Origin of the sequence: Bradyrhizobium sp. 141 (assembly GCF_023074055.1) — a bacterium.
Lineage (GTDB): Bacteria > Pseudomonadota > Alphaproteobacteria > Rhizobiales > Xanthobacteraceae > Bradyrhizobium.
The window spans coordinates 49,136-72,912 of record NZ_JADPKR010000025.1 but is presented as its reverse complement, the minus strand read 5'-3'; the positions used below and the strand labels follow the sequence as shown (position 1 = coordinate 72,912).

The following is a 23,777-nucleotide window of genomic DNA, read 5'->3' as shown; positions in this document are numbered from 1 at the left end:
GCGGACCAGCATGGTCGCTTCCCAACGCCATCATCGCAGGACTGGACCGTTTCGTTGAATTCTGATGTCGTGGCGGACCCTTAACGCAGATGTCCGCATGACCCCCTTCAAGTCCATTCGCGCCCGCGCCGAGAAACGCAAGGGCGGCCCCAAGGCGCTGGAAAAACTGATGCCGGCAAAGCCCGATCTGAAGCGCCTGGCCAAGCTCGGCGACGACCGCATCCTTGCCGAGATGACGAAGCGTGTGTTCTGCGCCGGCTTTGCCTGGAGCGTGATCGATTCGAAATGGGATGGCTTTGAAGATGCCTTCCTGCATTTCCAGCCGGCCAAGCTCAGCTTCCAGCCGGAAGACTATTGGGAAGGCCTTTTGCGCGACGCGCGTATCGTGCGCAACGGTGCCAAGATCATGTCGGTGCGCGACAATGCCGGCTTCGTGCAGGAGATCGCGAGGGAGCATGGCAGCTTCGGCAAGTTTCTGGCGAAATGGCCTTCGTCCGACCAGATCGGCCTGCTCGATCTCCTGACCAAGCGCGGCAGTCGTCTCGGCGGCAATACCGGCCAGATGCTGCTGCGCTTCGTCGGTTGGGATGGCTTTGTCACGTCGAAGGACGTCGTCGCGTCCTTACGCGATGCAGGCCTCGACATTGCAGAAGAGGTCAAGTCGAAGGGCGACCTCGCCAAGGTGCAGGCGCAGTTCAACGCCTGGGCCGAGGAGAGCGGCCTGCCGTACACCTTTCTGTCACGCATCTGCGCGCTGTCGGTCGGCGAGAACCGCAGCGACTAGCATGTCCCCGAAAGCAGGAGAGCAATAATGGCCAAAGCCTATTGGGTTGCCACCTATCGTGCGATCAAGAATCCCGATGCCATGGCGGCCTACGCCAAGGTGTCGCGTCAAGCCATCGAAGCGGCAGGTGGCCGCGTGATCGCGCGCGGGATGCCCGCTGCGGTCTTCGAGCTCGGCCAGATGGAGCGCGTCGTTCTGATCGAGTTCGACAGTGTCGAGCGCGCCAAGGCGGCGTATGCGAGCCCGGCCTACCAGGCCGCGCATGACTTGCTTGGAGACGGCGCGGACCGCGACATCCGGATCGTTGAAGCGGTTGAATAGATCCCGCGGCCAGATCGTGTGCATCTTGTGGCGATCTCGTGCCGCGCGCACGGCCGATGCAACACGCGATCACAAATTAGATTTCGCAGGAACATTTGTGCGCAGCGCCGGTTCGGAGTTGAGCCAGGCGGACAAAGGCGCAGGGAACGCGCGCTCCCGCCCGGGCCAATGAAACCGGTGACAGAAACGGAGCAGCTCATGAAGCTCACAACCGAACAGGTGAAGCAGACCGTCAACCAACTCGGCGCTCAGGTGCTGCCCGACGAACATCCCGCCATGCCGCAGCTTAACAGCATGTTCGGCGAGCACACCTTCTTCGTCGACGAAATGGGCCTCAAGGTCCTCGAGCCCACGCCGTCGCTCGGTGCCGACCGCGAGAGCGGCGAAGTCGTCAGCCTCGCCGATTGGGGCGATTCCGACCTGACGCGCCTGATGGCGCACGAGCCCGAGCCGACCGGCGTGATCGTGGTGTTCGAGCACGTCAGGCATTGAGCGGCCCGAGCGAGTCGACTTTCATCGGTGGCGGGTCTGAAAAGTCCCGCCACCGTCGGTCGCGGACAAATGTTGCGGCCCGCTCAAATGCCCAATGTCAGCTGCGGCTCCGGCTCGTCGCCGGCCTGGAGGGCAGACAATGAGACGCCGAGGAGCCTGACGCGCTTTGGCAGCGGCATCTCGGCTTCGAGCAGGCCGCAGGCCAGCCGCTCCAGCTCATTCCGTCCCGTAACCGCCGCTGCGACGGATCTGCTGCGCGTGATGATCTCGAAGTCGGCAAATTTGATCTTCAAGGTGACGGTCCGGCCCCGATTGCCGGTTGCCTCGCAATGGCGCCAGACCTTGTCGACGAGAGGTCTGAGCTCGGCGGACAGCGCACCATACTCGGTGAGATCGGTTGAGAACGTGTTCTCCGCGCCGATCGACTTGCGAATTCGGTCGGCCCGGACCGGCCGCTCGTCGACGCCGCGCGAGATCCAATAATAATAGGCGCCCGACTTGCCGAAATTCGCATTCATGAACTCCAGCGACTGATTGCGGATGTCGAGGCCGGTGAACATGCCGAGCGCATTCATCTTCGCGCTCGTCGCCGGGCCTATCCCGTGGAACTTGCCGACGGGCAGCGTCTCGACGAAAGCGGGCCCCATTTCCGGCGAAATCACGAACTGACCGTTGGGCTTGCGATGATCGGAGGCGAGCTTGGCCAGAAACTTGTTGTAGGAGATGCCCGCCGACGCGTTGAGGCCTGTCTCGGCCTTGATCTTCTCGCGGATCCGCAGCGCGATGTCCCGCGCCAGCGGGATGCCTTGCAGATTTTCGGTGACGTCAAGATACGCTTCGTCGAGCGACAACGGCTCGATCATGGACGTGTGCTCGGCAAAGATCTCGCGGATCTGCCTGGAGATCGCCTTGTAGACCTCGAAGCGCGGCCTGACGAAGATCAGCTCGGGACATTGCCGCTTCGCCGTCACCGACGGCATGGCGGAGCGAACGCCGAATTTGCGGGCCTCATAGCTGGCGGCCGCGACGACGCCGCGCTCCGCGGAGCCCCCAACCGCAACCGGCTTTCCGCGCAGCTCCGGATTGTCGCGTTGTTCTACCGACGCATAGAAGGCATCCATGTCGATATGGATGATCTTGCGCACCGGCGAAGCCTCGCCGGCGACCATGTCGTAATCGCTCATGGAGAGATGATACAATCCGGCGAAGCGAAGCGCGAGATTGCGAGCAACGCGCTTCCGATCACGCGCATCGGAGGCTCCAGAACGAATCGGTTCACCAAGGAGCTACCCCGCCTCCCGGGCTTGTGAGTGGCAAGCATGGTCAGGCGACCTAATATGAGCCTGCGGAGGACAGCCCATGCAATACAGCTCCGAGCTCATTCACACCATGCGTCAAGCGCTTGAGACCGTCATGGCGAGCGTGCCGGCCGATCAGTCGGTGTTCGGCCTGAAAGCAGCCGTCGCCGAATGCATCCTGAAAGCCGCCGCGCACGGCCACACGTCGTATGACGCCCTGGTGACGTCCGCCTCCGATCAGATCCAGTCGATTGTCGCAATGCTGACATAGGCGCCGGTATGAAAACGGCGACAAGGCTGGCGCACCCGACACGATTCGAACGTGTGACCTTTGCCTTCGGAGGGCAACGCTCTATCCAGCTGAGCTACGGGTGCATTGGGAGTTCATTTAGCCGATTGGCGAGGGGTGGGCAACCGCTTCTCGCCTATCGCGCGCGAGCTGATTTACGCTGAAAAGACGCCGGAACCGCTGCGGCCTCCCGGCCGAGGGCGGCGAACTCGGCCAGCACCCTTTCGGCGCAGATGACCCGGTTGCGGCCGAGGCGTTTGGCCACGTAGAGCGCCTCGTCGGCTGCGCCCAGCAGCCGGTCGGGACCGCCATCGGCCTCACCGGGAATGTGGCTGGCGACGCCGACGCTGAGGGTGACATGGTCGCCGGCGCCCGTGGCGCCGTGGGCGATCGCTAAGGCCATCACGGCGCAGCGGATCTCGTCGGCGATGACGCAGGCGCTATCGCAATCCATGTCCGGCAGGATCAGCGCGAACTCCTCGCCGCCGTAGCGGCTGGCGAGATCGAGCGGACGCACGGCATGCCGGCTGACGACGGAGGCGACCGCGCGCAGGCACTCGTCGCCAGTCTGGTGGCCGTGCTGGTCGTTGAACAGCTTGAAATGATCGACGTCGGCGAACAGCAGCGCCAGCGGCTTCTGGGTGTGGTGGGCGCGGGCCCATTCGCTCATCAGCATCTGGTCGAACGAGCGGCGGTTCGACAGGCCGGTCAGGCCGTCCTTGGTGGCGAGCTCCTTCAGCGCCATCTCGGCGCGCTTCTGGTCGGTGAGGTCGCGCAGCGTCTCCACCACGGCGATCAGATGGCCGGCCTCGTCATGGATGGGACCGGCGTCGATGGCGAGATAGAGCTGGCTGCCGAGCTTCGGCATCACACACCAGTTCTCCGCGGAAAAGCCGAGCCCGTTATGACCGCGCGCCGCATATTCCGAATAGAACTCCGGCAGTTGCTCCGGCCGGTCGAGCGCGACGAGGTCGGCAAGGCAAGGGCGCTTGGTTTTGTAGAAGGCCTGCCAGTGCTTGCTGGTGCCGATCACCTCCGAGGCGGCGAGACCGGTCAACCGCTCGCAGGCCCTGTTCCAGATCACGACGCGGCGCTTCGGGTCGATCACGAAGGTCGGCACCACCAGGTGCTGCATCAGCCGCACGGCATAGGAATCCGCGACGTCGACGGTCTTAGCCGGCGGTTTGCCTGACGTCTTTCCCGGCGACTTGCTTGACGACCTCATTGGCTTCGCCATCAGGCCACCGCCGCCACCGGGACAGCACTGCCGGAGCCGAACAATTTCCGCACCTCGCTGGCCGGCTTCGGCGGGCTGAACAGATAGCCCTGCATCTGCGTGCAGCCGAGCGCGCGCAACAGCTCGCGCTGCGCCTCGGTCTCGACCCCTTCGGCGACCGTGGTCATGCTGCTGGCGGCCGCGATGTTCACCACCGCCTGCACGATCACGGGTGCGCCGCTCTCCTCGGCGATGTCGGCGACGAAGCAGCGGTCGATCTTGATCTTGTCGAACGGGAAGCGCTTGAGATAGCTGAGCGAGGAGTAGCCGGTGCCGAAATCGTCGAGTGCGATGCGCACGCCGATCGAGCGGAGCTGATGCAGGATCGAGAGCGCAGCCTCGTCGTCGCGGATCAGCACGGCCTCGGTGATCTCGAGCTCGAGCCGGCGCGGGTCCAGCCCGGAGGCGGCGAGTGCGCCCGCGATCCGCAGCGCCAGCGTGTCGCATTTGAGCTGCACCGGCGACACGTTGACCGCGACGCGCACATGCGCCGGCCAGGTCGCGGCTTCGTTGCAGGCCATGCGCAGCACCCAATCGCCGAGCTCGTTGATCAGGCCGGTATCCTCGGCGACCGGAATGAACTCCGCCGGCGACACCATGCCGCGCTCGGGATGCCGCCAGCGCAGCAGCGCCTCGCAGCCCGAGACCTCGTTGGTGCGCAGGTCGACCAGCGGCTGATAGTGAATCTCGAAACCGCCGTTCACCAGCGCCTGCCGCAGGTCCTGCTCCATGCTCAGGCGCGCCTTGGCGCTCGCATCCATCTCCGGCTCGAAGAAGCGGTGGCTGCGACGCCCTTGGGCCTTGGCGCCGTACATCGCGAGATCGGCGTTCTTGACGAGCTGGTCGAGATCGGTCCCGTCCTGCGGCGCCAGCGCGATGCCGATGCTTGCGTCGGTGGAGAGCTGATGGCCGAGACAATGATAGGGCTGCCGGATGGCCTGATAGATGCGGGTCACGAACGACAGCACGTCGGCAGGAGACTGGATTGCGGTCTGGATCACGGCGAACTCGTCGCCGCCCAGCCGCGCGATCAAGTCGCCCTGCTTGAGGCAGCCGCGGAGACGGCCGGCAATCGCCTTCAACAGCTCGTCGCCGACGTGGTGGCCAAGCGAATCGTTGATGCCCTTGAATTCATCGACGTCGATGTAGAGCAGCGCGAACTGTCCGCCGCCGGCGGCCTTCGCCAGCTCTCGTTCGATCTGCTCGCGGAACAGCGTGCGGTTCGGCAGGTCGGTCAGCGCATCGTAATGCGCCATGTGCGCGATCTTCTCGTCGGCGCGCCGCCTCTCGGTGACGTCCTCGACGACGTTGATGATGTAGCGTGGCTCGCCGGATTTGTCGCGGATGCCGATTCTCCGGGAGGTGATGTAGCGCCGCCCGATGGCCGGGGTGTTCCAGATGTGCTCGTCCAGGAACAGCCCGTCCGGCGATTGCAGCAGTCTGTCGTCGTCCCGGGTGATGATCTCGGCGTCCTCTGCCGGATAAAGGTCGAACACCGTCCTGCCGACGATCGTCTCATGGGCCTCGTCGAGTTGCTCCTCGGCGACCTGGTTGGCCAGGAGGTAGCGCCGCGTTTGGGCGTCCTTCACGGTGATCCGCGAGGGGATATGGTCGATGATCTCGCGCAGGAAGGTGTGATTGCGGTCCCGCTCCTGCTCCAGGTTGCGGCGCTCCGTGATGTCTTCGATCGTGGCGACCCATCCGCCCTGCGCGAGCGGGGTATTGATGACCTGGAACGCGCGGCCGTTGGCCAGTTGATGAATTCTCGTGGAGACCGTGCCTTCGGCAACGATCCTCATGACGTCGGCGCAGAATTCCTCGACATTGCCGTCGAACGCGCCACGCTCCTTGCGATGGTACATCGCCTCACGAATGTGGCAGCCGGGCTTGATGACGTCGTGGGAGAGACCGAACATCTCCGCATAGCGACGGTTGCAGGTGACGATGTATCCGGCGGCGTCATACAGGATCAGCCCCTGGGTCATGTTGTTGAGGGCGGTGTCGAGCCGCAGCCGCTCCGCTTCCAGCCGCTCCTGCGCCTCTCGGTTCTGCCGGTTGATCTGGCGGATGATCAGATAGAGGATCAGGGCGATGACGGCAGCCGAAAGTGCGGCGGTCGTGACCATGAAGCCGGTCTGCTGCCGCCAATCTGCAAGCGCGGCTGCCGTGGTGTTGGTGGCGACGATGACCAGCGGGAAATGCGTCAGTGACGCGGCGGAGCCCAGCCGCTCCTCGCCATCGACCGGGCTCCTGACGCGAAGCGTGTGCTGACCGCCCTTGCTCAGCACCTTCTGCATCAGCGGCGCATCCTTGAAGCTCCGCCCGATCATTTCTTCGAGGTGCGGATAGCGCGCCAGCATCTTGCCCTCGCGATCGAACAGCGAGATCGCCGTCCCCTCGGCGAGCGCGACAGATGCGAAATAGTGCTGGTAGCTGTCCGGATCTATCCGGCGGACCATCGCGCCGAGGAAGGTGCCGTCCGCGCCGTTCAACCGGCGTGCGACGACCGTGGTCCATTTGTTGATGATGAAGCTGCGGACGGATTCGAGCAGCACCGCTTCGGACTGCGGATTCGTCTTGAATGTCTGAAAGTAGGCCCGGGATGAAACGTTGATCTTGGGCAGCGGCTGGGCCCGCGACCAGTTGATCAGCTCGCCGTCGGCATCGTAGATCGCGATGTCGCCGAGATAGGACACCGAGCTGATCTTGCTGCGCAGCATCTGGTTCGTCGCAGGTCTGGACATGCGTTCGCGGAACATCGCGGGCGAGGTGATCTCCGGCAGGTTCATCTGCCCGATCACATCGGCGGCGACGACGTCAGAGTCCTCGAATTGTTGATCAAAGTGCCGCGCGATCAGCTGCACCGTGTTTTCCAGCTCGCGCTCGCGATTGACCAGGGTGCGCTCGCGAAACTCGCCGACGGCCACGGCAGTCACGGCGAAGATGCCCGCGACCAGCAACACGCCGCACAGGGTCAACCACAGCACAGGACCACGCCGCGCCAAGACCTCCCAGCCGTTCCTTGCGGCTAGAGACATTCCGGCTGCCACCGTGGAAAAGACCTGGCGCATTCCCCCTCCCTGGAGGAACACGAATACACCGCACAAATGGCCTAAACCTTAGGAAAGCCAGTTACCTAAGCATTAATCCAGTTGCGCAGCCGGGTCCGCATGCCGCGGAGCGGGAATCGCGTCGCGGTTGTGTGGCGCGCGCAGCAATCGCTGCGCTGCATCGTTAACCGCGGCTTAATGCGAGCTGCCGCCGTTCTTGTCGCCGGCGGGATTGCGCAGCCGTCCGACCACGCCGGTCGGAAAGAAATAGACGCTGGCAATGAACAGCAGCCCGAGCCACAGCAGCCAGCGGTCGGGATGCAACAGCCCCGGCAGCAGCGGCAGGCCGGCTTCCGACGCCGCCGTGGAGGCGACGCCCATCAGCGACTGCAAATAGTTCTGAGCGAGGATGAAGATGCTGGCGCCGATGATCGCGCCGTAGATCGTGCCCATGCCCCCGATCACGACCATCAGCAGGATGTCCAGCATGATCGAGAAGCTGAGCGAGGTATCGGGACCGGCATAGCGCAGCCACAGCGCGTTCAAGATGCCGGCGCCGGCGGCGACCAGCGCGGCGAGGCAATTGGCGTAGGTCAGGTGGAACACCGTGCGAAAGCCGAGCGCCTCGGCGCGAAAACGGTTCTCGCGGATGGCTTGCAGCACGCGCCCGAATGGCGAGTTCACGACGCGCAGCAAAGCGAGGATCATCAGGGCCGAGACGGCGAACACCAGATAGAAGGTCAGGATGCGGCCGTTGACCTCGAAGCCGAACAGGCTTTTTGAGATCAGCACGGTGCCGGGGCGGAGCAGCTCGGGCAGCTGGAAGCTGCGCCCGTCCTCACCGCCGGTCAGCCAGGAGAGCTGCGAGGCCAGTACCTGGAAGGCAGAGGCGACCGCGAGCGTGATCATGGCGAAGAAGATCGCGGCGACGCGCAGCGAAAAGAGCCCGATGGCGAGCGCGAGCAGGGCTGCGAGCGGCAGTCCGACGACGATGCCGGTTGCGACCGCGGCCCAATTGGGACCCATCCCGTACAGCGCGATCGCGATCGCGTAGCTGCCGATGCCGTAGAACATGGTGTGGGCGAACGACACCGAGCCGGTATAGCCGAGCAGGAGATCGTAGGAGGCGACCAGCGCCGCGAAGACGCAGATCTTGGCCGCGACGTTCAGCGCCTTGGCGCCCGGGAACAGGAACGGCGTTGCCGCCAGCGCCAGGATGATGAGGACGAGAACGAGCGTCAGGACGCGGCTGCGCGGCGGGTCGCCGGAGAGGATCATCATCGGCTGGTCACCGCATAGAGGCCGCGTGGGCGCCACATCAGAATGGCGACCATCAGCAGGATGTTGGAGACGAGGGCGAGTTTCGGCACCAGGAAGCCGCCGTAATTGGCGACCATGGCCACGAGGATCGCACCGATGAAACAGCCGCCGATCGACCCGAGCCCGCCGATGATGACGACGATGAAAATCAAGACGGTGAGGTCGTCGCTCATGGAGGCGTGCACCTGCTCGCGATAAAGCGCCCACATCACGCCGCCGAGGCCGGCCAGCGCCGAGCCCGTCATGAACACGCCGAGGAACAGCCGGCGGATGCGATAGCCGAGCGCCTCGACCATCTCGCGGTTCTCGACGCCGGCGCGGATCAAGAGGCCAAGCTTGCTGCGATTGAGCACGAGCTGGATCGCGATGAAGATGGCCAGGCCGATCAGCATCGCCAGCACGCGGTATTTCGCGATCGCGACGTCGCCGAGGATGAAGGAGCCGCGCAGCGAGGTCGGCAGCGGCATTGGGATGATCTGCGGCCCCCACAGCGCATAGAGCGTCTGCTCGGCGACGATCAGGCCGCCGGTGGTCATCAGGATCTGCTTCAGATGCTGGCCGTAGACCGGCAGGATCAGCACGCGCTCGACGACGAGGCCGAGCGCGCCCGACACCGCCATCGAGAGCAGCGCGGCCGGGGCGAGCACCGCGAGATTCATCCACAGCGAATCCGCCTGAATGGAGGCCGCGAACGGCGCCAGCACCAGCGTGGCTACATAAGCGCCGACGGCGATGAAGGCGCCGTGGCCGAAATTGAGCACGTCCATCAGGCCGAACACCAGCGTCAGGCCCGAGGCCATGATGAAGATCATCATGCCCATGGCGAGGCTGGCGGCGGTCAGCGTCAGCCAGGAGCTGGTCGATCCAATCAGCGGGATCATGAGGAGCGCGAGCGCGATCGGCAGCAGGATCGGCGCGATGTCGCGCTTCGGCTTCGGCAGGGGATCATTTGCGGCAAGTTCAGTCACTGATGTGCCTCCAGGCTCAGGCCGAGCAGCCGCTCCTGCAGCGGCACGTCGGCGGCGAGCGCCGCCATCTCGCCGCGATGAACGATGGTGCCGTTGTCCATCACCAGCACGTTGTCGCCGAGCTCGCGGGCGGCAAAGAAGTTCTGCTCGACCAGGAGGATGGTGGCGCCCTTGCGCTTGATCTCCCTCAGGCACTCGATCAGCGCCATCACGATGGCGGGCGCGAGGCCCTTGGTCGGCTCGTCGATCAGCAAGAGTTTGCGCGGCTCGATGATGGCGCGGGCGATCGACAGCATCTGTTTTTGTCCGCCCGAGAGACTTCCCGCACGCGACAGCCAGAACCGCCGCAGCGCCGGGAAGAAGCCGAAAATCCAGTCGAGCTGGGTGTCGTCGAGCGGGCCGTCGCGCGCGGCGAGGACCAGGTTCTCCTTCACCGTGAGGTCGGAGAACACCGCCATGCTCTCCGGCACGTAGCCGACGCCGAGCCTGGCGATGTCGGGCGTGGTACGGCTTTCGATGCGATCGCCGGAGAGGCTGATCTCCCCGCTGGAAGCCCGCCACAGCCCCATGATGGTGCGTAGCGTCGTGGTCTTGCCGGCGCCGTTGCGGCCGAGCAGCATCGTGACCTGCCCCTGCGGGACCGCGAGGTCGATGCCCTGAAGGATGTGATAGCGGCCGATATGGGTGTGCACGCCGGAGAGCTTGAGCAGGTCGGTCATGCGACGCTCTCTGCGTTCTTGGGGGCGACGCCGAGATAGGCTTCCTGCACGATCGGCGAGGCAATCACCTCGGCAGGCGGCCCGTCCGCAACAAGCTGGCCGTTATGCAGGACGATGATGCGGTCGGCGAGCGAGCGCACCACGTCCATCTTGTGCTCGACCAGAAGGATGATCTTGCTCCTGTCCTGCTTGAGCTGCGCGATCAGGTTGAGGACAACAGGCACCTCATCGATGCTCATGCCGGCAGTCGGCTCGTCGAACATGAAAACCTTCGGCTCCAGCGCGATCATCAGCGCGACTTCGAGCTTGCGCTGATCGCCATGCGACAGCGCGGTCGCGGCGACGCCGCGGCGGCTGCCGAGCGCGACCTGATCGAGGATGGCGTCCGCGCGTGCGATCAGGTCGCGGCGTATCGTCCAGGGCCGCAGCATGTCGTAATGGGTGCCGTTGGCGGCCTGCACCGCGAGGCGGACGTTCTCTTCCACGGTGAGGTTCGGAAAGAGATTGGTGAGCTGGAAGGCGCGCCCGAGGCCCGCGCGGGTGCGCAGCGGCGCGGAGTGCTGGGTGATGTCGGTGCCGCCGAACAGGATACTGCCGTTCGAGGCGCGCAGCTGACCCGAGATCAAATTGAAATAGGTGGTCTTGCCGGCGCCGTTCGGCCCGACGATCGCGGTGAGCTCGCCCGGACGGAACGTGCAGGTGACGTTGTTGACCGCGACATGGCCGCCGAAGCGGATGGTGAGGTCGCGAGTTTCGAGGGTCAGCGTCATTGTGTGTCGGGTGAGTGTGAGATGGAGCTATGTCCGCGATCACGGTGCGCCCCCTCCCCCGCTTGCGGGGGAGGGTTGGGGAGAGGGTGTCTCCGCGACGAAGACTCCCCAAGAGGTGAGAGCCCTCTCCCGGCCTCTCCCGCATCCGCCTTCGCCAAGGCTTCGGCGGACAAGAGCGGGAGAGGTAAGCAACTCAGCGCTTGTTGCGGACGGGAACGTCCATGTCTTCGATCTTCAGCTCGCGCACCGGCTCGAGCACGGCCCAGGCGACGTTCGGATCGACCTTGACCTTGAAGTGATACATGCTCTGCAGCGCCTGATGGTCTTCCTTGCGGAACACCATCTTGCCCTTTGGCGTGTCGAACTCCAGGCCTTCCATCGCCGTTATCAGCTTCTCGGTGTCGGTCGACTTCGCCTTGGTGACGGCGGCGACGACGGACATCGCGGCGGCAAAACCGCCCGCGGTGAAGAAGTCCGGCGGCGCGTTGAAGCGCTTCTGGTGCTCTGCGACCAGCCAGTCGTTCACCGGGTTCTTCGGGATCTCGTAGAAATAATAGGTCGCGCCTTCCATGCCGGGCAGGCCCTTATAGGCGGCGAGCGCCGGCAGGATGTTGCCGCCGGTGGAGAGCTCGATGCCGTAGCGCTTCGGGTCCATGTCCTGAAGCTTGGCCAGCGGGTTGCCGGCGCCGGCCCAGATCACCCAGATCACCTTGCGGCCGGGCTTGTCCTTCAGCGCGTCGAACAGGCGCTGGCCGACCGCGGTGAAGTCGGTGGTCGAGGTCGGGGCATATTCTTCGGCAGCGAGCGTCGCGCCGGTCTTGACGAGCGCCTCCTTGAAGGCGGCGACGCCGTCGCGGCCGAAGGCGTAATCCTGCGCCAGCGTCGCCACGGTGACGCCCTGCTTGCCGATCGCGACGGCGTTGGAGATCGCGTCCTGCGAGGAGTTGCGCCCGGTGCGGAAGATGTAGCGATTCCACTTCTCGCCGGTAATCTGATCCGCGACGGCGGGCTCGACGATCAGGATCTTCTTGTTCTCCTCGGCGACCGGGAGAATGGCGAGCGCGGCGGCCGACGAGGTCGTGCCGATCGCGATGTCGGCCTTGTCGTCCTGATAGGCTTCGGCGAGCGCGGCCTTCGAAAGGTCCGGCTTGCCCTGGTCGTCCTTGGTGATGATGACGATCTTGCGACCGTCGAGCGTCATCGTGCCCTTGGTGGCGTATTCGAAGCCCATCTTCAGGCCGGTTTCGGTCTGCTTGGCATAGGCCTCGAGCGGGCCGGTCTTGCCGTAGATCAGCGCGACCTTGAGATCGTCGGCCCGTGCGGAGGTACCCGCGGCGAGCGCGAGGATGGTTGTTGTTAAGATGAGTGATCGACGCACGATGGTCCCTCCTGATTTAAAGTTTCTCGGTAACAGCGATTTGCACAACGTTACGAACATTGCAATCGAACCTTCCGGCCGAGCGTCTCGGCCTTTCGAACATGCATCATTTTTAAGCTAGCCGCGCGTTGCCGGCTCCTTCGGCCTGACGCCGATCCGACTGCGCCTCATCAGCGCTTTCGAAAATATGCGGCGCGACGCCGCGCTTCTCCAGGGCTTCGCCGAGCTTGATGCGCAGGAAGCCCGACGTGGTGTAGCGCGACACGCCGGAATAGAAGCGATCGACGAGACTGCGCACCATGGCCGAATAATCGTCCATCAGTTCCGGCAGGATGGAAAAATTGTCATAATTGACGATGGCGTAGACCCGGCGGCCGAGCGGAGCGAGCCTGGCCTCGACGATATCAGCGATGGTGTCGATCTCGGCCTTGCTGCGCAGCGGATAGCGCTCGAGATTGACGAAAAACAGGTTCTGCTGCTCGTCCAGCGTGAAGCGCTGGTCGAGCGGAATGGTGAGCAGGCGCTCGCGCAGATCCATCAGTCCTTCGCCGAAGATGCGCGCGTCCATCAAGGCGGGATCGCGCGGGATCAGCGGCTTGAAATCCATCAGGCGCAGAATGTCGCGCTCGATGTCGATGCCGGGCGCGACTTCGGTGAGCTCGAGCCCGTCGGAGCGCAGCTCGAACACGCAGCGCTCGGTGACGTAAAGCGTGCGCTGCTTGCGCGCGGCCGCGAACGGGCCGCTGAAGGTGACGTGCTCGACGCTACCTACGAACTTGCGTGACTTGGCTTCGTCGAGGATGACGAGCTTCCTCTCGTTCACCGCGATGCGCTGCTTGCCCGCGCCGAAGGTGCCGACGAAGATGACCTCCTTGGCGTTCTGGCTGATGTTGATGAAGCCGCCGGCACCTGCGAGTTTCGGCCCGAACTTGCTGACATTGAGGTTGCCGGCACGATCGACCTGGGCGAGCCCGAGAAAGGCCGCATCGAGACCGCCGCCGTCGTAGAAGTCGAACTGATAGGGCTGGTCGATCACCGCCTGCGTGTTGATCGCCGCGCCGAAATCGATGCCGCTCGCGGGGATGCCGCCGATCACGCCGGGCTCCGCCGTCAGCGTGATCAGGTCGATGATCCGCTCCTCATTGGCCACGGACGCAATCCCCTCGGGCATGCCGATGCCGAGATTGACCACGCTGTTAGCCTTCAGCTCGAGGGCGGCGCGCCGGGCGATGATCTTGCGCTCGCTGACCGGCATCACCGGCAGCGAGGCGGCACGGACGCGGATCTCACTCGAGAAAGCCGGATTGTATTGCGTGCCGAAGGTCTGCCAGTGGTTCTCGGGCTTGGCCACGACGACGCAGTCGACGAGGATGCCGGGAATCTTGACCTGGCGCGGATTGAGGCTGCCGGCCTCGGCCACGCGTTCGACCTGGGCGATGACGATGCCGCCGGAATTATGCGCCGCCATGGCGATGGCGAGCGCCTCCAGCGTCAGCGCCTCCTTCTCCATGGTGAGGTTGCCGTCGGGATCGCCTGTGGTGGCGCGGATGATCCCGACTTGAATCGGAAACGTCTTGTAGAGCAGGCAGTCTTCGCCGCCGATCTTGATCAGCTCCACCATGTCCTCGGTGGTGCGTGCGTTCAGCTTGCCGCCGCCCTGACGGGGGTCGACGAAGGTGCCGATGCCGACGCGGGTGACATGGCCGGGCCGGTGCGCGGCGATGTCGCGGAACAGATGCGTGATGACGCCCTGCGGCAGATTATAGGCCTCGATCTGGTTCGCGATCGCGAGCTGCTGCAATTTCGGCGCAAGCCCCCAATGTCCCCCGATCACGCGCCGGACCAGGCCTTCATGCGCGAAATGATTGAGGCCGCGCTGCTTGCCGTCGCCCTGACCCGCCGCATAGACCAGCGTCAGGTTGCGCGGCTTGCCCTGCGTATAGGGCGCATCGCCCTCATTGGAGAGATAAAGCTCCTCCAGCGCGATCGCGATCTCCTCGGCAAAGCCGATGCCGACGAAGCCGCCGGTCGCCACCGTGTCGCCGTCACGGATCAGCATGACGGCTTCGGCCGCGGTGACGACCTTGCCTTTCTCGGAATTGCGCAAATAGGGCAGAGCTGGATGATGGCTCACGGCGTGCCTCCCGATCCCTTCGACCTATGCCGTTGTTGTGCATTGATCCTATCGCGAGAAGCAGCCCCGGAACAGCTGCTCCCCGCGCTGGACAATATGATCAGGACATTCAGCCCTGAACTATCTTGCGTGTTTCCGTGGCGAAATAGACCGACACGATGGTGATGAGCGCCAGCGCGATCATGTAGAGCGAGATCGGCCAGGTCGCCGGCGCGTAGGCCGTCATCAATCCCGTCGCGATCAGCGGCGACAGCGCGCCGGCGAAGATCGAGGCGAGGTTGTAGCCGAGCGAGACGCCGCTATAGCGCACCTTGGTGCCGAACAGCTCCGACAGGAAGCTCGCCTGAGGACCGTACATCGCGGCGTGGCCGATGGCGAGGCCGAGCACGATCGCGATCCAGGCATATTGCGGGTTCTTGGTCGCCAGCAGCATGAACAGCGGGAACGACATCAACGCCGAGAACACCGCGCCGAAGATGTAGACCGGCCGCCGCCCGACGCGGTCGGAGAGCGCGCCGAAGGCCGGAATGGTGAAGGTCTCGATCGCGGCGCCGATCAGCACGCCGTTGAGCATGTCCTGCTTGTTCATGCCGAGCGATTGCGTGGCATAAGCGAGCACGAAGGTCGCGTAGATGTAGAAGAAGCCGTTTTCGGCGAAGCGCGCGCCCATCGCGAGCAGGATGTTCTTGGGATACATCCTGATGGCCTCGAGGATCGGCATCTTCACTTCCTGCTTGGTGTCCTTGACCTTCTGGAACTCCGGGGATTCCGCGATGGTGAAGCGGATCCACAGGCCGACCAGCACCAGCGCGATCGAGAACAGGAACGGGATGCGCCAGCCCCACGCAAGGAGCTGCGCATCGGTCAGCATCGCCGACACCACCGAGAATACCAGCGTGCCGAGCACAAGGCCGAGCGGTGCCCCGAGCTGCGGCCAGCTGCCGTAGAATCCCTTCTTGTCCGCGGGTGCGTGCTCGACTGCCATCAACACCGCGCCGCCCCATTCGCCGCCGAGGCCAAAGCCCTGGATCAGGCGGCAGGTGACGAGCAGGACGGCGGCCCAGATGCCGGCAGTCTCGTAGGTCGGCAGGAATCCGATCGCCGCTGTCGCCACGCCCATGATCAGCAGCGTCAGATACAGCATGGTCTTGCGGCCGATCTTGTCGCCGTAATGACCGAACACGACGCCGCCGAGCGGGCGCGCGATGAAGCCGAGCGCGTAGGTCGCGAACGCCAACAGCGTTCCCATCATGGGGTCGAACGTCGGAAAGAACAGCTTGTTGAAGATCAGCGCCGCGGCCGTGCCGTAGAGGAAGAAGTCGTACCACTCGATGGCCGTGCCGATCAGGCTCGCGGTGGCGACCGTGACGTGCGACGGCTGCTTGGCCTGAAGCTGATGAACCGTGATCGCTTCACTCATCTGGCGTCCTCCCTGTTTGCGAATGCGCATGTGCAGCATGCGTCATTGTGCAAAGCGAAGAGCAAGGTCCGCGCCAGATGCGGAGGGTTTGCGCAAAATGGCTGAAAACACGGCAATTTCTGAAGTCGGCGCCGGGAAAGAGCGGAAAGACGCCGTGTCAGGAATCCGAGACTCCGGACAGTCCGGTGTCTCGAAACTCAGACAGAGGCCGGTCCCGAGGCGAGGCCGAACTTGGCGAGCTTCTTGTAGAAGGTCGCGCGCGAGATCCGCAGCATCCTGGCGGCCTCGGAGATTTGGCCGTTGCTGGCGGCGAGTGCCTGTTCGAGCGTGTGCTTCTCGAATTCGGCCTCGGCCTCGGCATAGGGCACGACTATTCCGGCCGCGCGCTCAGGTGCGGCCGGCTTGATCTCGGTGCCGACGGGAAGGATGCGCGCGACATCCTCGCCGGTCAGCCGGCCGGAATCGCTGAGAATCAGCGCCCGCTCCAGGATGTTGCGGAGCTCGCGAACGTTGCCCGGCCAGTCATAGCGCGCGAGCGCGGAAAGCGCGCTCGGCGTGATCTTCGCCTTGACGTAATCGCCGGAGGCGCTGATGTCCTCGAGCAGCCGGGCGCAGATGTCAGGAAGATCCTCGAGGCACTGCCGAAGCGGCGGCAGGTCGATCGACAGCACGTTCAGCCGATAATAGAGATCGGGTCGGAACGCGCCGTCGCTGACGCGCTTGCGCAAATCCACATTGGTCGCCGCGACCACGCGAACGTCGACCTTGGAGATCTTGTCCGAGCCGAGCGGCTCGATCTCGCGCTCCTGCAGCACGCGCAGCAGCTTGGCCTGCAATTGCAGTGGCATCTCGCCGATCTCGTCGAGGAAGAGCGTGCCGCCGTCGGCGATGCGGAATTTGCCCTCGCGTCCCCGTCGGTCGGCGCCGGTATAGGCGCCCGGCGCGGTGCCGAAAAACTCCGACTCGATCAGCGTGTCGGGGATAGCAGCGACGTTGACGCTGACGAACGGCTTCTCTGCGCGGGTGGACGCATTGTGAATCGCCTGCGCCAGCATCTCCTTGCCCGTTCCGGTCTCGCCGGTGAGGAGCACCGTGACGCTCTGCCGCGCGGCGCGGCTTGCCAGCGCCTTGGCCTGGGCAATTGCCGGCGTGGTGCCGACGTAATCGGCGAAAGTGAAGCGCGCCGCGCGGGCGTTGGACAATTGCCGCCGTGCCAGCCGCAGATCGCTCTCGAGCTGGGCGACGCGGGCGAGCAGGGGTTTGAGGCTTTCGAGGTGGTCATAGAGCACGAAGCCGATCGCGCCGATCACCGTCCCGCTCTCGTCCTCGATCGGCATGCGGGTGACGACGAGCTGCTCGCCGCCGAGCTCCATGATGTCGAGCAGGATCGGCTCGCCGGTCTCGGCCACCTTGCGCATCAGGCTGTTAGGGATGACCTCCTCGATTGGCCGGCCGATTGCCTCGCTGATGCGCTTGAGGCCGAGCGCGGCGAGATATTTTTCGTTGACGTAGACGACCCGTCCGCCGCGGTCGATCGCGATCGCGCCCTCGCAGAGCTTCTCCAGCCGCTCGAACAGCGTCTCCATCGCGCGTGCGCGGAGATAGGCAGGATCGCTGATCGAGGAGGCGGGCATGACGTACCCCAAGGGAAGTCCGCCTGCTTATTACCAAAAGGGTCGTATTTTCAAAGGGGGAATTGGGGCTGAGCCACTCGCGATCTATCCCCGTCACCCTGAGGTGGCCGCTTCTTCAGCGGCCCTCGAAGGGCGACGGCCCGGCTGCATCTCGGCCGTTCATCCTTCGAGGCTCGACCCACGATGCTTCGCATCGTGTGTCTCGCACCTCAGGATGACGGAATTGTCTTGGACAAGCGCAGCGCGGTTTTCAGAGTGCCCCCTACCGCCGATACCCGCTCGCCCGCGAATAGCCTTGCCGGTTCTGCTGCATCGGGCGGCTCGCGACGCTGGCCCGGGCCTCGCTGGAGGCGGGTGTGGCGAGCTTCAGCTCCTCCAAAAAGATCGGCCGGGAGAAGTAATAGCCCTGCGCGTAGCGGATCTTGGTTGCGGCCTGGAGATAGGCGAGTTCCTCATAGGATTCGAGACCTTCGGCAATCACGGTCATGCCGAGCGCTTCGCTCAAGGATTCGATCGCGCGCAGGATGCCCTGGCTGCGCGGGCGCTTATGAATGTCGGTGATGAAGGAGCGGTCGATCTTGATCTCGTCGGCGGTGATGTCGGCCAGCGCCGAGAGCGAGGAATAGCCGGTGCCGAAATCGTCGATCGAGATGCCGACACCCAGCTTGCGGAACGTCGGCAGGATCTCGTCCTGGAAATGATTCTTGGCGACGAAGGCATCTTCCGTCAGCTCGATCATGAAGCGGTTGGGAAAGCCGGTGTCGTCCAGCGCCTGCGCAAAGCTGCGCATGAATTCGGGATTGCCGGCCTGCTTGGCGGCGATGTTGATGCTGATGGTCGCTTCCGCGCCGAACGTCTCGTTGATCAGGTCGATCGACTTGACGATCTCGGCGAGCACGAGGTGAGTCAGCTCATCGATCAGGCCGAGCTCGCCGGCGAGATTGATGAACGAGCCGGGCGCCTGGATCACGCCTTCGTCGTCGCGCAGCCGTACCAGCGCCTCGATGCCTTTCACGGCCTGTGTGCGGATGTCGACCTTGGACTGAAAGGCGCAGCAGAAACGCTTTTCCAGGATGGCGAGCCGTAGCGACTGCTCGACCTTCATCCGCGCCTGCGCCTCGCGCTCCATGCTGGCGTCGAAGAAGGCGGCCAGTCCCTTGCCGTTGTTCTTGATGCGGTACATCGCGATGTCGGCGTTCTGGCGCAGCGTCTCGAAACTGCTGCCGTGGTCGGGATAGAGGCTGATGCCGACCGAGGTGGAGGCGAAGACTTCCGAATGGTCGATGAAGAACGGCGCGGTCAGCCGCTCCAGCGTCGACTGCATGAATTCGGCGACCTCCTCTTGGCTCTGGATCGGCGACAGCAGCAGCAGGAATTCGTCGCCGGAAATGCGCGACAGCATGTCGGAATCACGCAAGTCGCGACCGAGCCGCTTCGACAGCTCGACCAGCAGCGCATCGCCGACGGCATGGCCATAATAGTCGTTGATGTGCTTGAAATTGTCGACGTCGAGGAAGGCCAGCGCGAAGCGCTCGCCGCCGCCATCGGCCGCAAGCAGATTATTGGCGCGATGTTCGATCACGCGCCGCGAGGGCAGTCCGGTCAACTCGTCGAAATAGGCCGAGCGGAACAGCTGGTCCTCGAAATTCTTCTGCTCGGTGATGTCGGAAGACGCCGAGATCAGGAGCTCGCGTCCGGCAAGGCGAACGGGACGATGGGTCGTGAGCAGGACCTGGCGCGCGGCGCCGCCGTGAAGCGCCTCTTCGGTGACGACAGGCTGGCCAGCGCTCAGAGCCTTGCGGCAGGCTTCGCGGCGCGGCGCCAGATCGGGTGAGGGTCGGCTGCCGTCCATGCCGAGCTGCGCGGCCGCGGCATCGTTAACCAGCAGAAGCTCGCCATGCGCGTCCTGCACAGTCAGGCCGGCCGGCAGCATTCTAACGATTTCCTTGAGAAAACCGAGCTCGGCTTCATTCGCGCCGGAGTATTTGTTGTCGTTCATAGAAGTCATGAATCTTGTTGTTTCGGCGCCTTTGCAATGGACGCGATCTTGCGTGGTTCCCTCTTAAGTTTGGTTAAGGGGTCCGAAGAAATACGGGGGTGTTTTGGAGAAAACTTGCGACGTTGCGACGCGCGCTGACGATCGTCATTAACAGAGGGTCAACGGCGCATGCGAAACCGCGGGCGAGGGCCGCGGGTGCGCTTTCACGTGGCGAACGATGCTATTCGCTTCGCGGGATTCGGCACTGCATGATGCAATGCAGCCCGGTCTTCAAGTAAGAGATCTCGGATTTGCCATCGAAGGCCGACAGTGCCGATTTCAACAGCTTGGTGCCGAAGCCCGGCTCGGACACCTTGTCGACGCTCGGCCCCTCGGTTTCGTCCCAGGTGATGGTCAGGCGGTCGTCGCTGACGGTCCACGACACCTGCAACAGACCACGGGGCGAGGAGAACGCACCATATTTGCCTGCATTGGTAGCAAGCTCGTGAAACATCAATGACAGCGTGACGGCGAGCTTCGGCGGCAGGAACAGTCGCTCGCCGTTGAGCGTGAAGCGGACATGGCCGTAAGGGCCGAGCTCCGAGATCAGGAGATCGCGGATGTCGCAGCCGGCCTTGTCGATCCGCGAGATCAAATCGTCGGTCGCGGCCAGCGAGCGCAGCCGCGGATCGACCCGGGCCCAGACCAGCGGCTGGTCATGCAGCACCTGGTGCAGCACGGCATGCACCGTCGACAGCTTGTTCTTCAGCCGGTGCTGGAGCTCGTCGACCAGCAGCTTGCGATAATCTTCTTCCTCGATCAGCCGCCTGGAGATCCGGCGCTGCTCCGCCAGCATGGTGCGATAGTGCTCGACGCCCCAGATGGTGAGCGCACAGACCGCCCAATAAAGTGCCAGCAGGGCAAACCGTGCGTGATCGGCCAAGGCATCGCTGAAATTCACGACGACGCCGAGCACGCCGCCGAAGAGCGCAGTCACGATTCCGATCCGGAAGCCTCCGAACGCGGCCGCAAAGAACACGGCCGGAAAGTAGGGGGTGAAGTAGACGTCGGGCCGCACATGCGCGAGAGCCCAGCGCGCCAGCGTCGCAACCAGCAGGCAGGCCACCGCAAACGCAATGCTCAGACCGAGCGATGGCGGCGCCGCACCCTGCCAGCCCCTACGGAATTCGTCGATCAGCTTCCCCATGCGCAGCCCAGTTGCGATATGCGTTCGAAAATCGATCGGTCCATGAGGATGTTACGCATCCCGCCCGCACAAGCATAGCTTGCCTTGGCGGAGGCAGGCAGGGATAGTGTCCGCCGCGGCGATGGCAGCGGCCGATGTTCGCCATTTGGCATCAAATCGTTCGAAAACAGGAACATTCCATGGGCAGGCTGGACGGCAAGGTTGCGGTGATCACGGGAGCGACGAGCGGGATCGGATTGCGCACTGCGGAAGTCTTCGTTGCCGAAGGTGCCAAAATTGTGATCGCGGGGCGCCGCCTACCGGAGGGCGAGGCGCTGGCGAAGCAGCTCGGGGCCGACTGCATCTTCCGCCAGACCGACGTGACGGTCGAAGCCCAGATGCAGGCCCTGATCGCGCTGGCCGTGGACAGGTTCGGCCGGATCGACTGCCTGTTCAACAATGCTGGCGGACCGGCGCAGACCGGCGGCATCGAGGGCCTCGAGGTCGAGCGCTTCGATGCGGCGATGGCAACGCTGGTGCGCAGCGTCATGCTCGGCATGAAGCACGCCGCGCCCTACATGAAGAAGCAGGGAAGCGGCAGCATCATCAACAATGGCAGCATCGCCGGACGTCTCGCCGGGTTCTCGTCCTCGATGGTCTATAGCGCGGCCAAGGCGGCGGTGATTCATCTCACCAAATGCGTGGCGATGGAGCTCGGCGAGTCCAATGTGCGCGTCAACGCGATCTCGCCCGGCGCGATCGCGACCGGCATTTTCGGCAAGGCGCTCGGGCTCTCGACCGACGCCGCGGAGAAGACGCCGGCGGTGATGCGCGAGGTCTACAAGTCCGCGCAGCCGATCCCGCGTGCCGGCCTTCCCGACGACATCGCCCATGCCGCGGTGTTCCTGGCCAGCGACGAATCCAGCTTCATCAACGGCCACGACCTCGTCGTCGACGGCGCCATGACCGGCGGCCGCAACTGGAGCCAGCAGCAGCAGGGCTATGTGGCCTTGCGCAAGGCGTTCGATCAGGGGGCGTAGTTGCTCAGGGAACGGTGCCGTAGGGTGGGCAAAGGCCGCTCTTTGCGCGCCGTGCCCACCTCCATCCGCATGATCCATTGTGATTGGTGGGCACGGCGCTTCGCGCCTTTGCCCACCCTACGAGACCTACGATCTGAGTGAGGTCCCGTGCCCCGGACGCGGTGCGGCGCGAAGTGCCGCTCCGCAGAGCCGGGGCCCATCTCTCCAAATAAAAGTGGCGCGAGATTCTGGGTCCCGGCTCGCGCTTCGCGCGTCCGGGACACGGTCATTCAACCGCCTTCACCCTGACCTTCAGCCCGTCCCGCGGCTTCGGGATCGGCCACATCTGCCAGTCCGGCTTGTAGCCGGGCTCGAGCGACACCTCGATGTTCTGCAGGAAGTGCCGCGCGAAGCATTTCGCCTGCATGTAGGCGAAGTGCAGGCCGAGGCACATATGCGCGCCGCCGCCGAACGGGACCCATGCGAAGCGGTGGCGATTGCGCTGGGCCTCTTCGGTGAAGCGCAGCGGATCGAAGCGATCCGGCTCCGGCCAGATGTCCTTCATGTGATGCGTATAGAGCGGATTGACGCCGACCGCCGTGCCGGCGGGAATCATAAAGCCCTTGAAGGTGAAATCGCGCATGGCGCGGCGCGGCATCGAGGGCACCGGTGGCTTGATCCGCAGCGCTTCCTTGAATGCCATCTCGGACAGCGGCATCTTTTCGAGATCGTCGAAGCTGCTCGGCGCATCCGCCGCGAGCCCAAGCGCGAGAACTTCCGCGCGCAGCTTGTCCTGCCAGTCCGGATTGGCGGCGAGCTCGCCGATGAAGGAGGTTAGCGACGAGGTCAGCGTGTCGTGCGCCGCCATCATCAGGAAGCTCATGTGGTCGATGATGTCCTGCTCGGACAGCAGCGCGCCATCCTCATGGGTGGCGCGGCAGAGCTGCGAGAACAGATCATCGCCGCCGTGATTGCCGCGTCGCAGCGGGATCTGCTCGCGGAAATAGGCCACGATACGCTTGCGCCCCCGTACGCCGGCCGCCATCTGGGTGCCGGGCAGGGGGCGGCGGATCGGGGCGACGGCAGCCGCGACCATGTCGACGAAGGCGCGGTTGATCTCGTCGACCTCCGGCCCGATATCAGCGCCGAGGAACGAGGCTGCAGCGAGATCGAGCGTGAGCTGCTTCATCGCCGGGTAGAGCTGCATCTCGCCGGGCTTGGCCCTCCACTGCGCGACCCGCGCGGAGATGCCGCGGTCGAGATCGCTGAGATAGGACTTCATCGGCCCGGACTTGAACGCGACCGACAGAGCCTTGCGGTGCAGCCGGTGCTCGTCGAAATCGAGCAGCATCAACCCACGCGGAAACAACAGGCCGAGCACCTTGTTCCAGCCGTGGGTCGACGAGAACAGCTTTTGCTGGTCGAACATCACGAGCTCGTTGGCCTCGGGTCCGAGCAGCACGACATTGGTCTCGCCGAAAACATGGGTGCGGTAGACCGGCCCGTATTTGACGCCGTTCGCCTCGATATGGCCCTTGGGATCGGCCAGCACCTGGAACGTCTTGCCGATGATCGGCCAGCCCTCGTCGCCGGGAATGTGCGTCAGGGCGTTGCGTTTGGGCGCGGTGAAGTCGGGCGCCGTTGCGGCCACGTTCTGCATCGACATGAGGATTGCTCCGGTTGGCAGGCCGAACAGAGATCGCGCGACAGCGGCATTATTGCGGCCCGCGCTATGCCGACG

19 protein-coding genes and 1 tRNA gene are annotated in these 23,777 nt (G+C 64.3%); 5 read left to right on the top strand and 15 right to left on the bottom strand.

What is annotated here, in order from left to right:
* Positions 1-97 precede the first annotated feature (97 nt).
* From IVA81_RS07705 to IVA81_RS07695, 3 genes are all read left to right on the top strand, one after another.
* Entirely contained in the window at positions 98-784 is a 687-nt protein-coding gene (locus tag IVA81_RS07705; RefSeq protein ID WP_247314353.1) for a DNA-3-methyladenine glycosylase I, read from the top strand.
* Positions 785-811: 27 nt separating this feature from the next.
* Positions 812-1,105, top strand: coding sequence for a DUF1330 domain-containing protein (locus IVA81_RS07700; RefSeq protein ID WP_247314351.1), 294 nt, complete (start codon positions 812-814; stop codon positions 1,103-1,105).
* 198 nt (positions 1,106-1,303) lie between these two features.
* The gene (locus IVA81_RS07695; protein WP_247314348.1) at positions 1,304-1,597 is read left to right on the top strand and encodes a hypothetical protein; all 294 of its coding nucleotides are present in this window, start codon (positions 1,304-1,306) and stop codon (positions 1,595-1,597) included.
* Positions 1,598-1,680: 83 nt separating this feature from the next.
* Here IVA81_RS07695 and dinB read toward each other — a convergent pair whose 3' ends face one another.
* Entirely contained in the window at positions 1,681-2,781 is a 1,101-nt protein-coding gene (dinB, locus tag IVA81_RS07690) for a DNA polymerase IV (RefSeq protein ID WP_247314345.1), read from the bottom strand.
* Positions 2,782-2,956: 175 nt separating this feature from the next.
* Between dinB and IVA81_RS07685 the strand changes: the two genes are divergently transcribed.
* Positions 2,957-3,166 carry a hypothetical protein gene (locus IVA81_RS07685; RefSeq protein WP_247314343.1) on the top strand — a complete coding sequence of 70 codons (210 nt, stop codon included), beginning with the start codon at positions 2,957-2,959 and terminating at the stop codon, positions 3,164-3,166.
* Positions 3,167-3,193: 27 nt separating this feature from the next.
* Here IVA81_RS07685 and IVA81_RS07680 read toward each other — a convergent pair.
* The 13 genes from IVA81_RS07680 to IVA81_RS07620 form a co-directional block, all read right to left on the bottom strand.
* Positions 3,194-3,270: transfer RNA gene (locus tag IVA81_RS07680), tRNA-Arg, on the bottom strand.
* A gap of 50 nt (positions 3,271-3,320) precedes the next feature.
* The gene (locus IVA81_RS07675) at positions 3,321-4,409 is read right to left on the bottom strand and encodes a diguanylate cyclase (RefSeq protein WP_247314341.1); all 1,089 of its coding nucleotides are present in this window, start codon (positions 4,407-4,409) and stop codon (positions 3,321-3,323) included.
* A gap of 11 nt (positions 4,410-4,420) precedes the next feature.
* The gene (locus IVA81_RS07670; protein WP_247314339.1) at positions 4,421-7,531 is read right to left on the bottom strand and encodes an EAL domain-containing protein; all 3,111 of its coding nucleotides are present in this window, start codon (positions 7,529-7,531) and stop codon (positions 4,421-4,423) included.
* 174 nt (positions 7,532-7,705) lie between these two features.
* Positions 7,706-8,791: a branched-chain amino acid ABC transporter permease gene (locus IVA81_RS07665; RefSeq protein ID WP_247314337.1), complete on the bottom strand. Its 1,086-nt coding sequence runs from the start codon at positions 8,789-8,791 to the stop codon at positions 7,706-7,708.
* Entirely contained in the window at positions 8,788-9,798 is a 1,011-nt protein-coding gene (locus tag IVA81_RS07660; protein WP_247314335.1) for a branched-chain amino acid ABC transporter permease, read from the bottom strand. The genes IVA81_RS07665 and IVA81_RS07660 overlap by 4 nt, the downstream gene beginning before the upstream one ends.
* Complete coding sequence (locus tag IVA81_RS07655; protein ID WP_247314334.1) at positions 9,795-10,517, bottom strand: ABC transporter ATP-binding protein; 723 nt, start codon at positions 10,515-10,517, stop codon at positions 9,795-9,797. The genes IVA81_RS07660 and IVA81_RS07655 overlap by 4 nt, the downstream gene beginning before the upstream one ends.
* Positions 10,514-11,287, bottom strand: coding sequence for an ABC transporter ATP-binding protein (locus IVA81_RS07650; RefSeq protein ID WP_247314332.1), 774 nt, complete (start codon positions 11,285-11,287; stop codon positions 10,514-10,516). Before IVA81_RS07650 ends, IVA81_RS07655 begins: the two co-directional genes overlap by 4 nt.
* A 193-nt stretch (positions 11,288-11,480) precedes the next feature.
* Positions 11,481-12,665, bottom strand: a complete 1,185-nt coding sequence (locus IVA81_RS07645; protein WP_247314329.1) for a substrate-binding domain-containing protein — start codon at positions 12,663-12,665, stop codon at positions 11,481-11,483.
* A 112-nt stretch (positions 12,666-12,777) separates the two neighbouring features.
* A complete protein-coding gene (locus IVA81_RS07640) occupies positions 12,778-14,799 on the bottom strand; it encodes an acyl CoA:acetate/3-ketoacid CoA transferase (RefSeq protein ID WP_346659375.1) in 2,022 nt (673 codons plus the stop codon).
* A 109-nt stretch (positions 14,800-14,908) separates the two neighbouring features.
* Positions 14,909-16,219, bottom strand: a complete 1,311-nt coding sequence (locus IVA81_RS07635) for an MFS transporter (protein WP_247314327.1) — start codon at positions 16,217-16,219, stop codon at positions 14,909-14,911.
* 197 nt (positions 16,220-16,416) lie between these two features.
* Positions 16,417-17,853: a sigma 54-interacting transcriptional regulator gene (locus tag IVA81_RS07630; RefSeq protein ID WP_247314325.1), complete on the bottom strand. Its 1,437-nt coding sequence runs from the start codon at positions 17,851-17,853 to the stop codon at positions 16,417-16,419.
* Between the two features lie 262 nt (positions 17,854-18,115).
* On the bottom strand, positions 18,116-19,852 hold the full coding sequence (locus IVA81_RS07625) for an EAL domain-containing protein (RefSeq protein ID WP_247314323.1): 1,737 nt from the start codon (positions 19,850-19,852) through the stop codon (positions 18,116-18,118).
* Positions 19,853-20,072: 220 nt separating this feature from the next.
* On the bottom strand, positions 20,073-21,038 hold the full coding sequence (locus IVA81_RS07620; protein WP_246920552.1) for a sensor histidine kinase: 966 nt from the start codon (positions 21,036-21,038) through the stop codon (positions 20,073-20,075).
* A 179-nt stretch (positions 21,039-21,217) separates the two neighbouring features.
* Here IVA81_RS07620 and IVA81_RS07615 point away from each other — a divergent pair, with 179 nt between their 5' ends.
* Complete coding sequence (locus tag IVA81_RS07615) at positions 21,218-22,057, top strand: glucose 1-dehydrogenase (protein ID WP_247314321.1); 840 nt, start codon at positions 21,218-21,220, stop codon at positions 22,055-22,057.
* 265 nt (positions 22,058-22,322) lie between these two features.
* Here the strand turns inward: IVA81_RS07615 and IVA81_RS07610 are convergent, their stop codons facing one another.
* Positions 22,323-23,702 (bottom strand): cytochrome P450, encoded by a 1,380-nt coding sequence (locus IVA81_RS07610; RefSeq protein WP_247314319.1) that lies wholly within the window; start codon positions 23,700-23,702, stop codon positions 22,323-22,325.
* Positions 23,703-23,777 lie beyond the last annotated feature (75 nt).

What these genes read in the sequence shown, in the direction of transcription:
- IVA81_RS07705 (WP_247314353.1), top strand. Translation starts at nt 98, where the DNA reads ATGACCCCCTTCAAGTCCATTCGCGCCCGCGCCGAGAAACGCAAGGGC.
- IVA81_RS07700 (WP_247314351.1), top strand. Translation starts at nt 812, where the DNA reads ATGGCCAAAGCCTATTGGGTTGCCACCTATCGTGCGATCAAGAATCCC.
- IVA81_RS07695 (WP_247314348.1), top strand. Translation starts at nt 1,304, where the DNA reads ATGAAGCTCACAACCGAACAGGTGAAGCAGACCGTCAACCAACTCGGC.
- dinB (WP_247314345.1), bottom strand. Translation starts at nt 2,781, where the DNA reads ATGAGCGATTACGACATGGTCGCCGGCGAGGCTTCGCCGGTGCGCAAG.
- IVA81_RS07685 (WP_247314343.1), top strand. Translation starts at nt 2,957, where the DNA reads ATGCAATACAGCTCCGAGCTCATTCACACCATGCGTCAAGCGCTTGAG.
- IVA81_RS07675 (WP_247314341.1), bottom strand. Translation starts at nt 4,409, where the DNA reads ATGAGGTCGTCAAGCAAGTCGCCGGGAAAGACGTCAGGCAAACCGCCG.
- IVA81_RS07670 (WP_247314339.1), bottom strand. Translation starts at nt 7,531, where the DNA reads ATGCGCCAGGTCTTTTCCACGGTGGCAGCCGGAATGTCTCTAGCCGCA.
- IVA81_RS07665 (WP_247314337.1), bottom strand. Translation starts at nt 8,791, where the DNA reads ATGATGATCCTCTCCGGCGACCCGCCGCGCAGCCGCGTCCTGACGCTC.
- IVA81_RS07655 (WP_247314334.1), bottom strand. Translation starts at nt 10,517, where the DNA reads ATGACCGACCTGCTCAAGCTCTCCGGCGTGCACACCCATATCGGCCGC.
- IVA81_RS07650 (WP_247314332.1), bottom strand. Translation starts at nt 11,287, where the DNA reads ATGACGCTGACCCTCGAAACTCGCGACCTCACCATCCGCTTCGGCGGC.
- IVA81_RS07635 (WP_247314327.1), bottom strand. Translation starts at nt 16,219, where the DNA reads ATGAGTGAAGCGATCACGGTTCATCAGCTTCAGGCCAAGCAGCCGTCG.
- IVA81_RS07630 (WP_247314325.1), bottom strand. Translation starts at nt 17,853, where the DNA reads ATGCCCGCCTCCTCGATCAGCGATCCTGCCTATCTCCGCGCACGCGCG.
- IVA81_RS07625 (WP_247314323.1), bottom strand. Translation starts at nt 19,852, where the DNA reads ATGAACGACAACAAATACTCCGGCGCGAATGAAGCCGAGCTCGGTTTT.
- IVA81_RS07620 (WP_246920552.1), bottom strand. Translation starts at nt 21,038, where the DNA reads ATGGGGAAGCTGATCGACGAATTCCGTAGGGGCTGGCAGGGTGCGGCG.
- IVA81_RS07615 (WP_247314321.1), top strand. Translation starts at nt 21,218, where the DNA reads ATGGGCAGGCTGGACGGCAAGGTTGCGGTGATCACGGGAGCGACGAGC.
- IVA81_RS07610 (WP_247314319.1), bottom strand. Translation starts at nt 23,702, where the DNA reads ATGTCGATGCAGAACGTGGCCGCAACGGCGCCCGACTTCACCGCGCCC.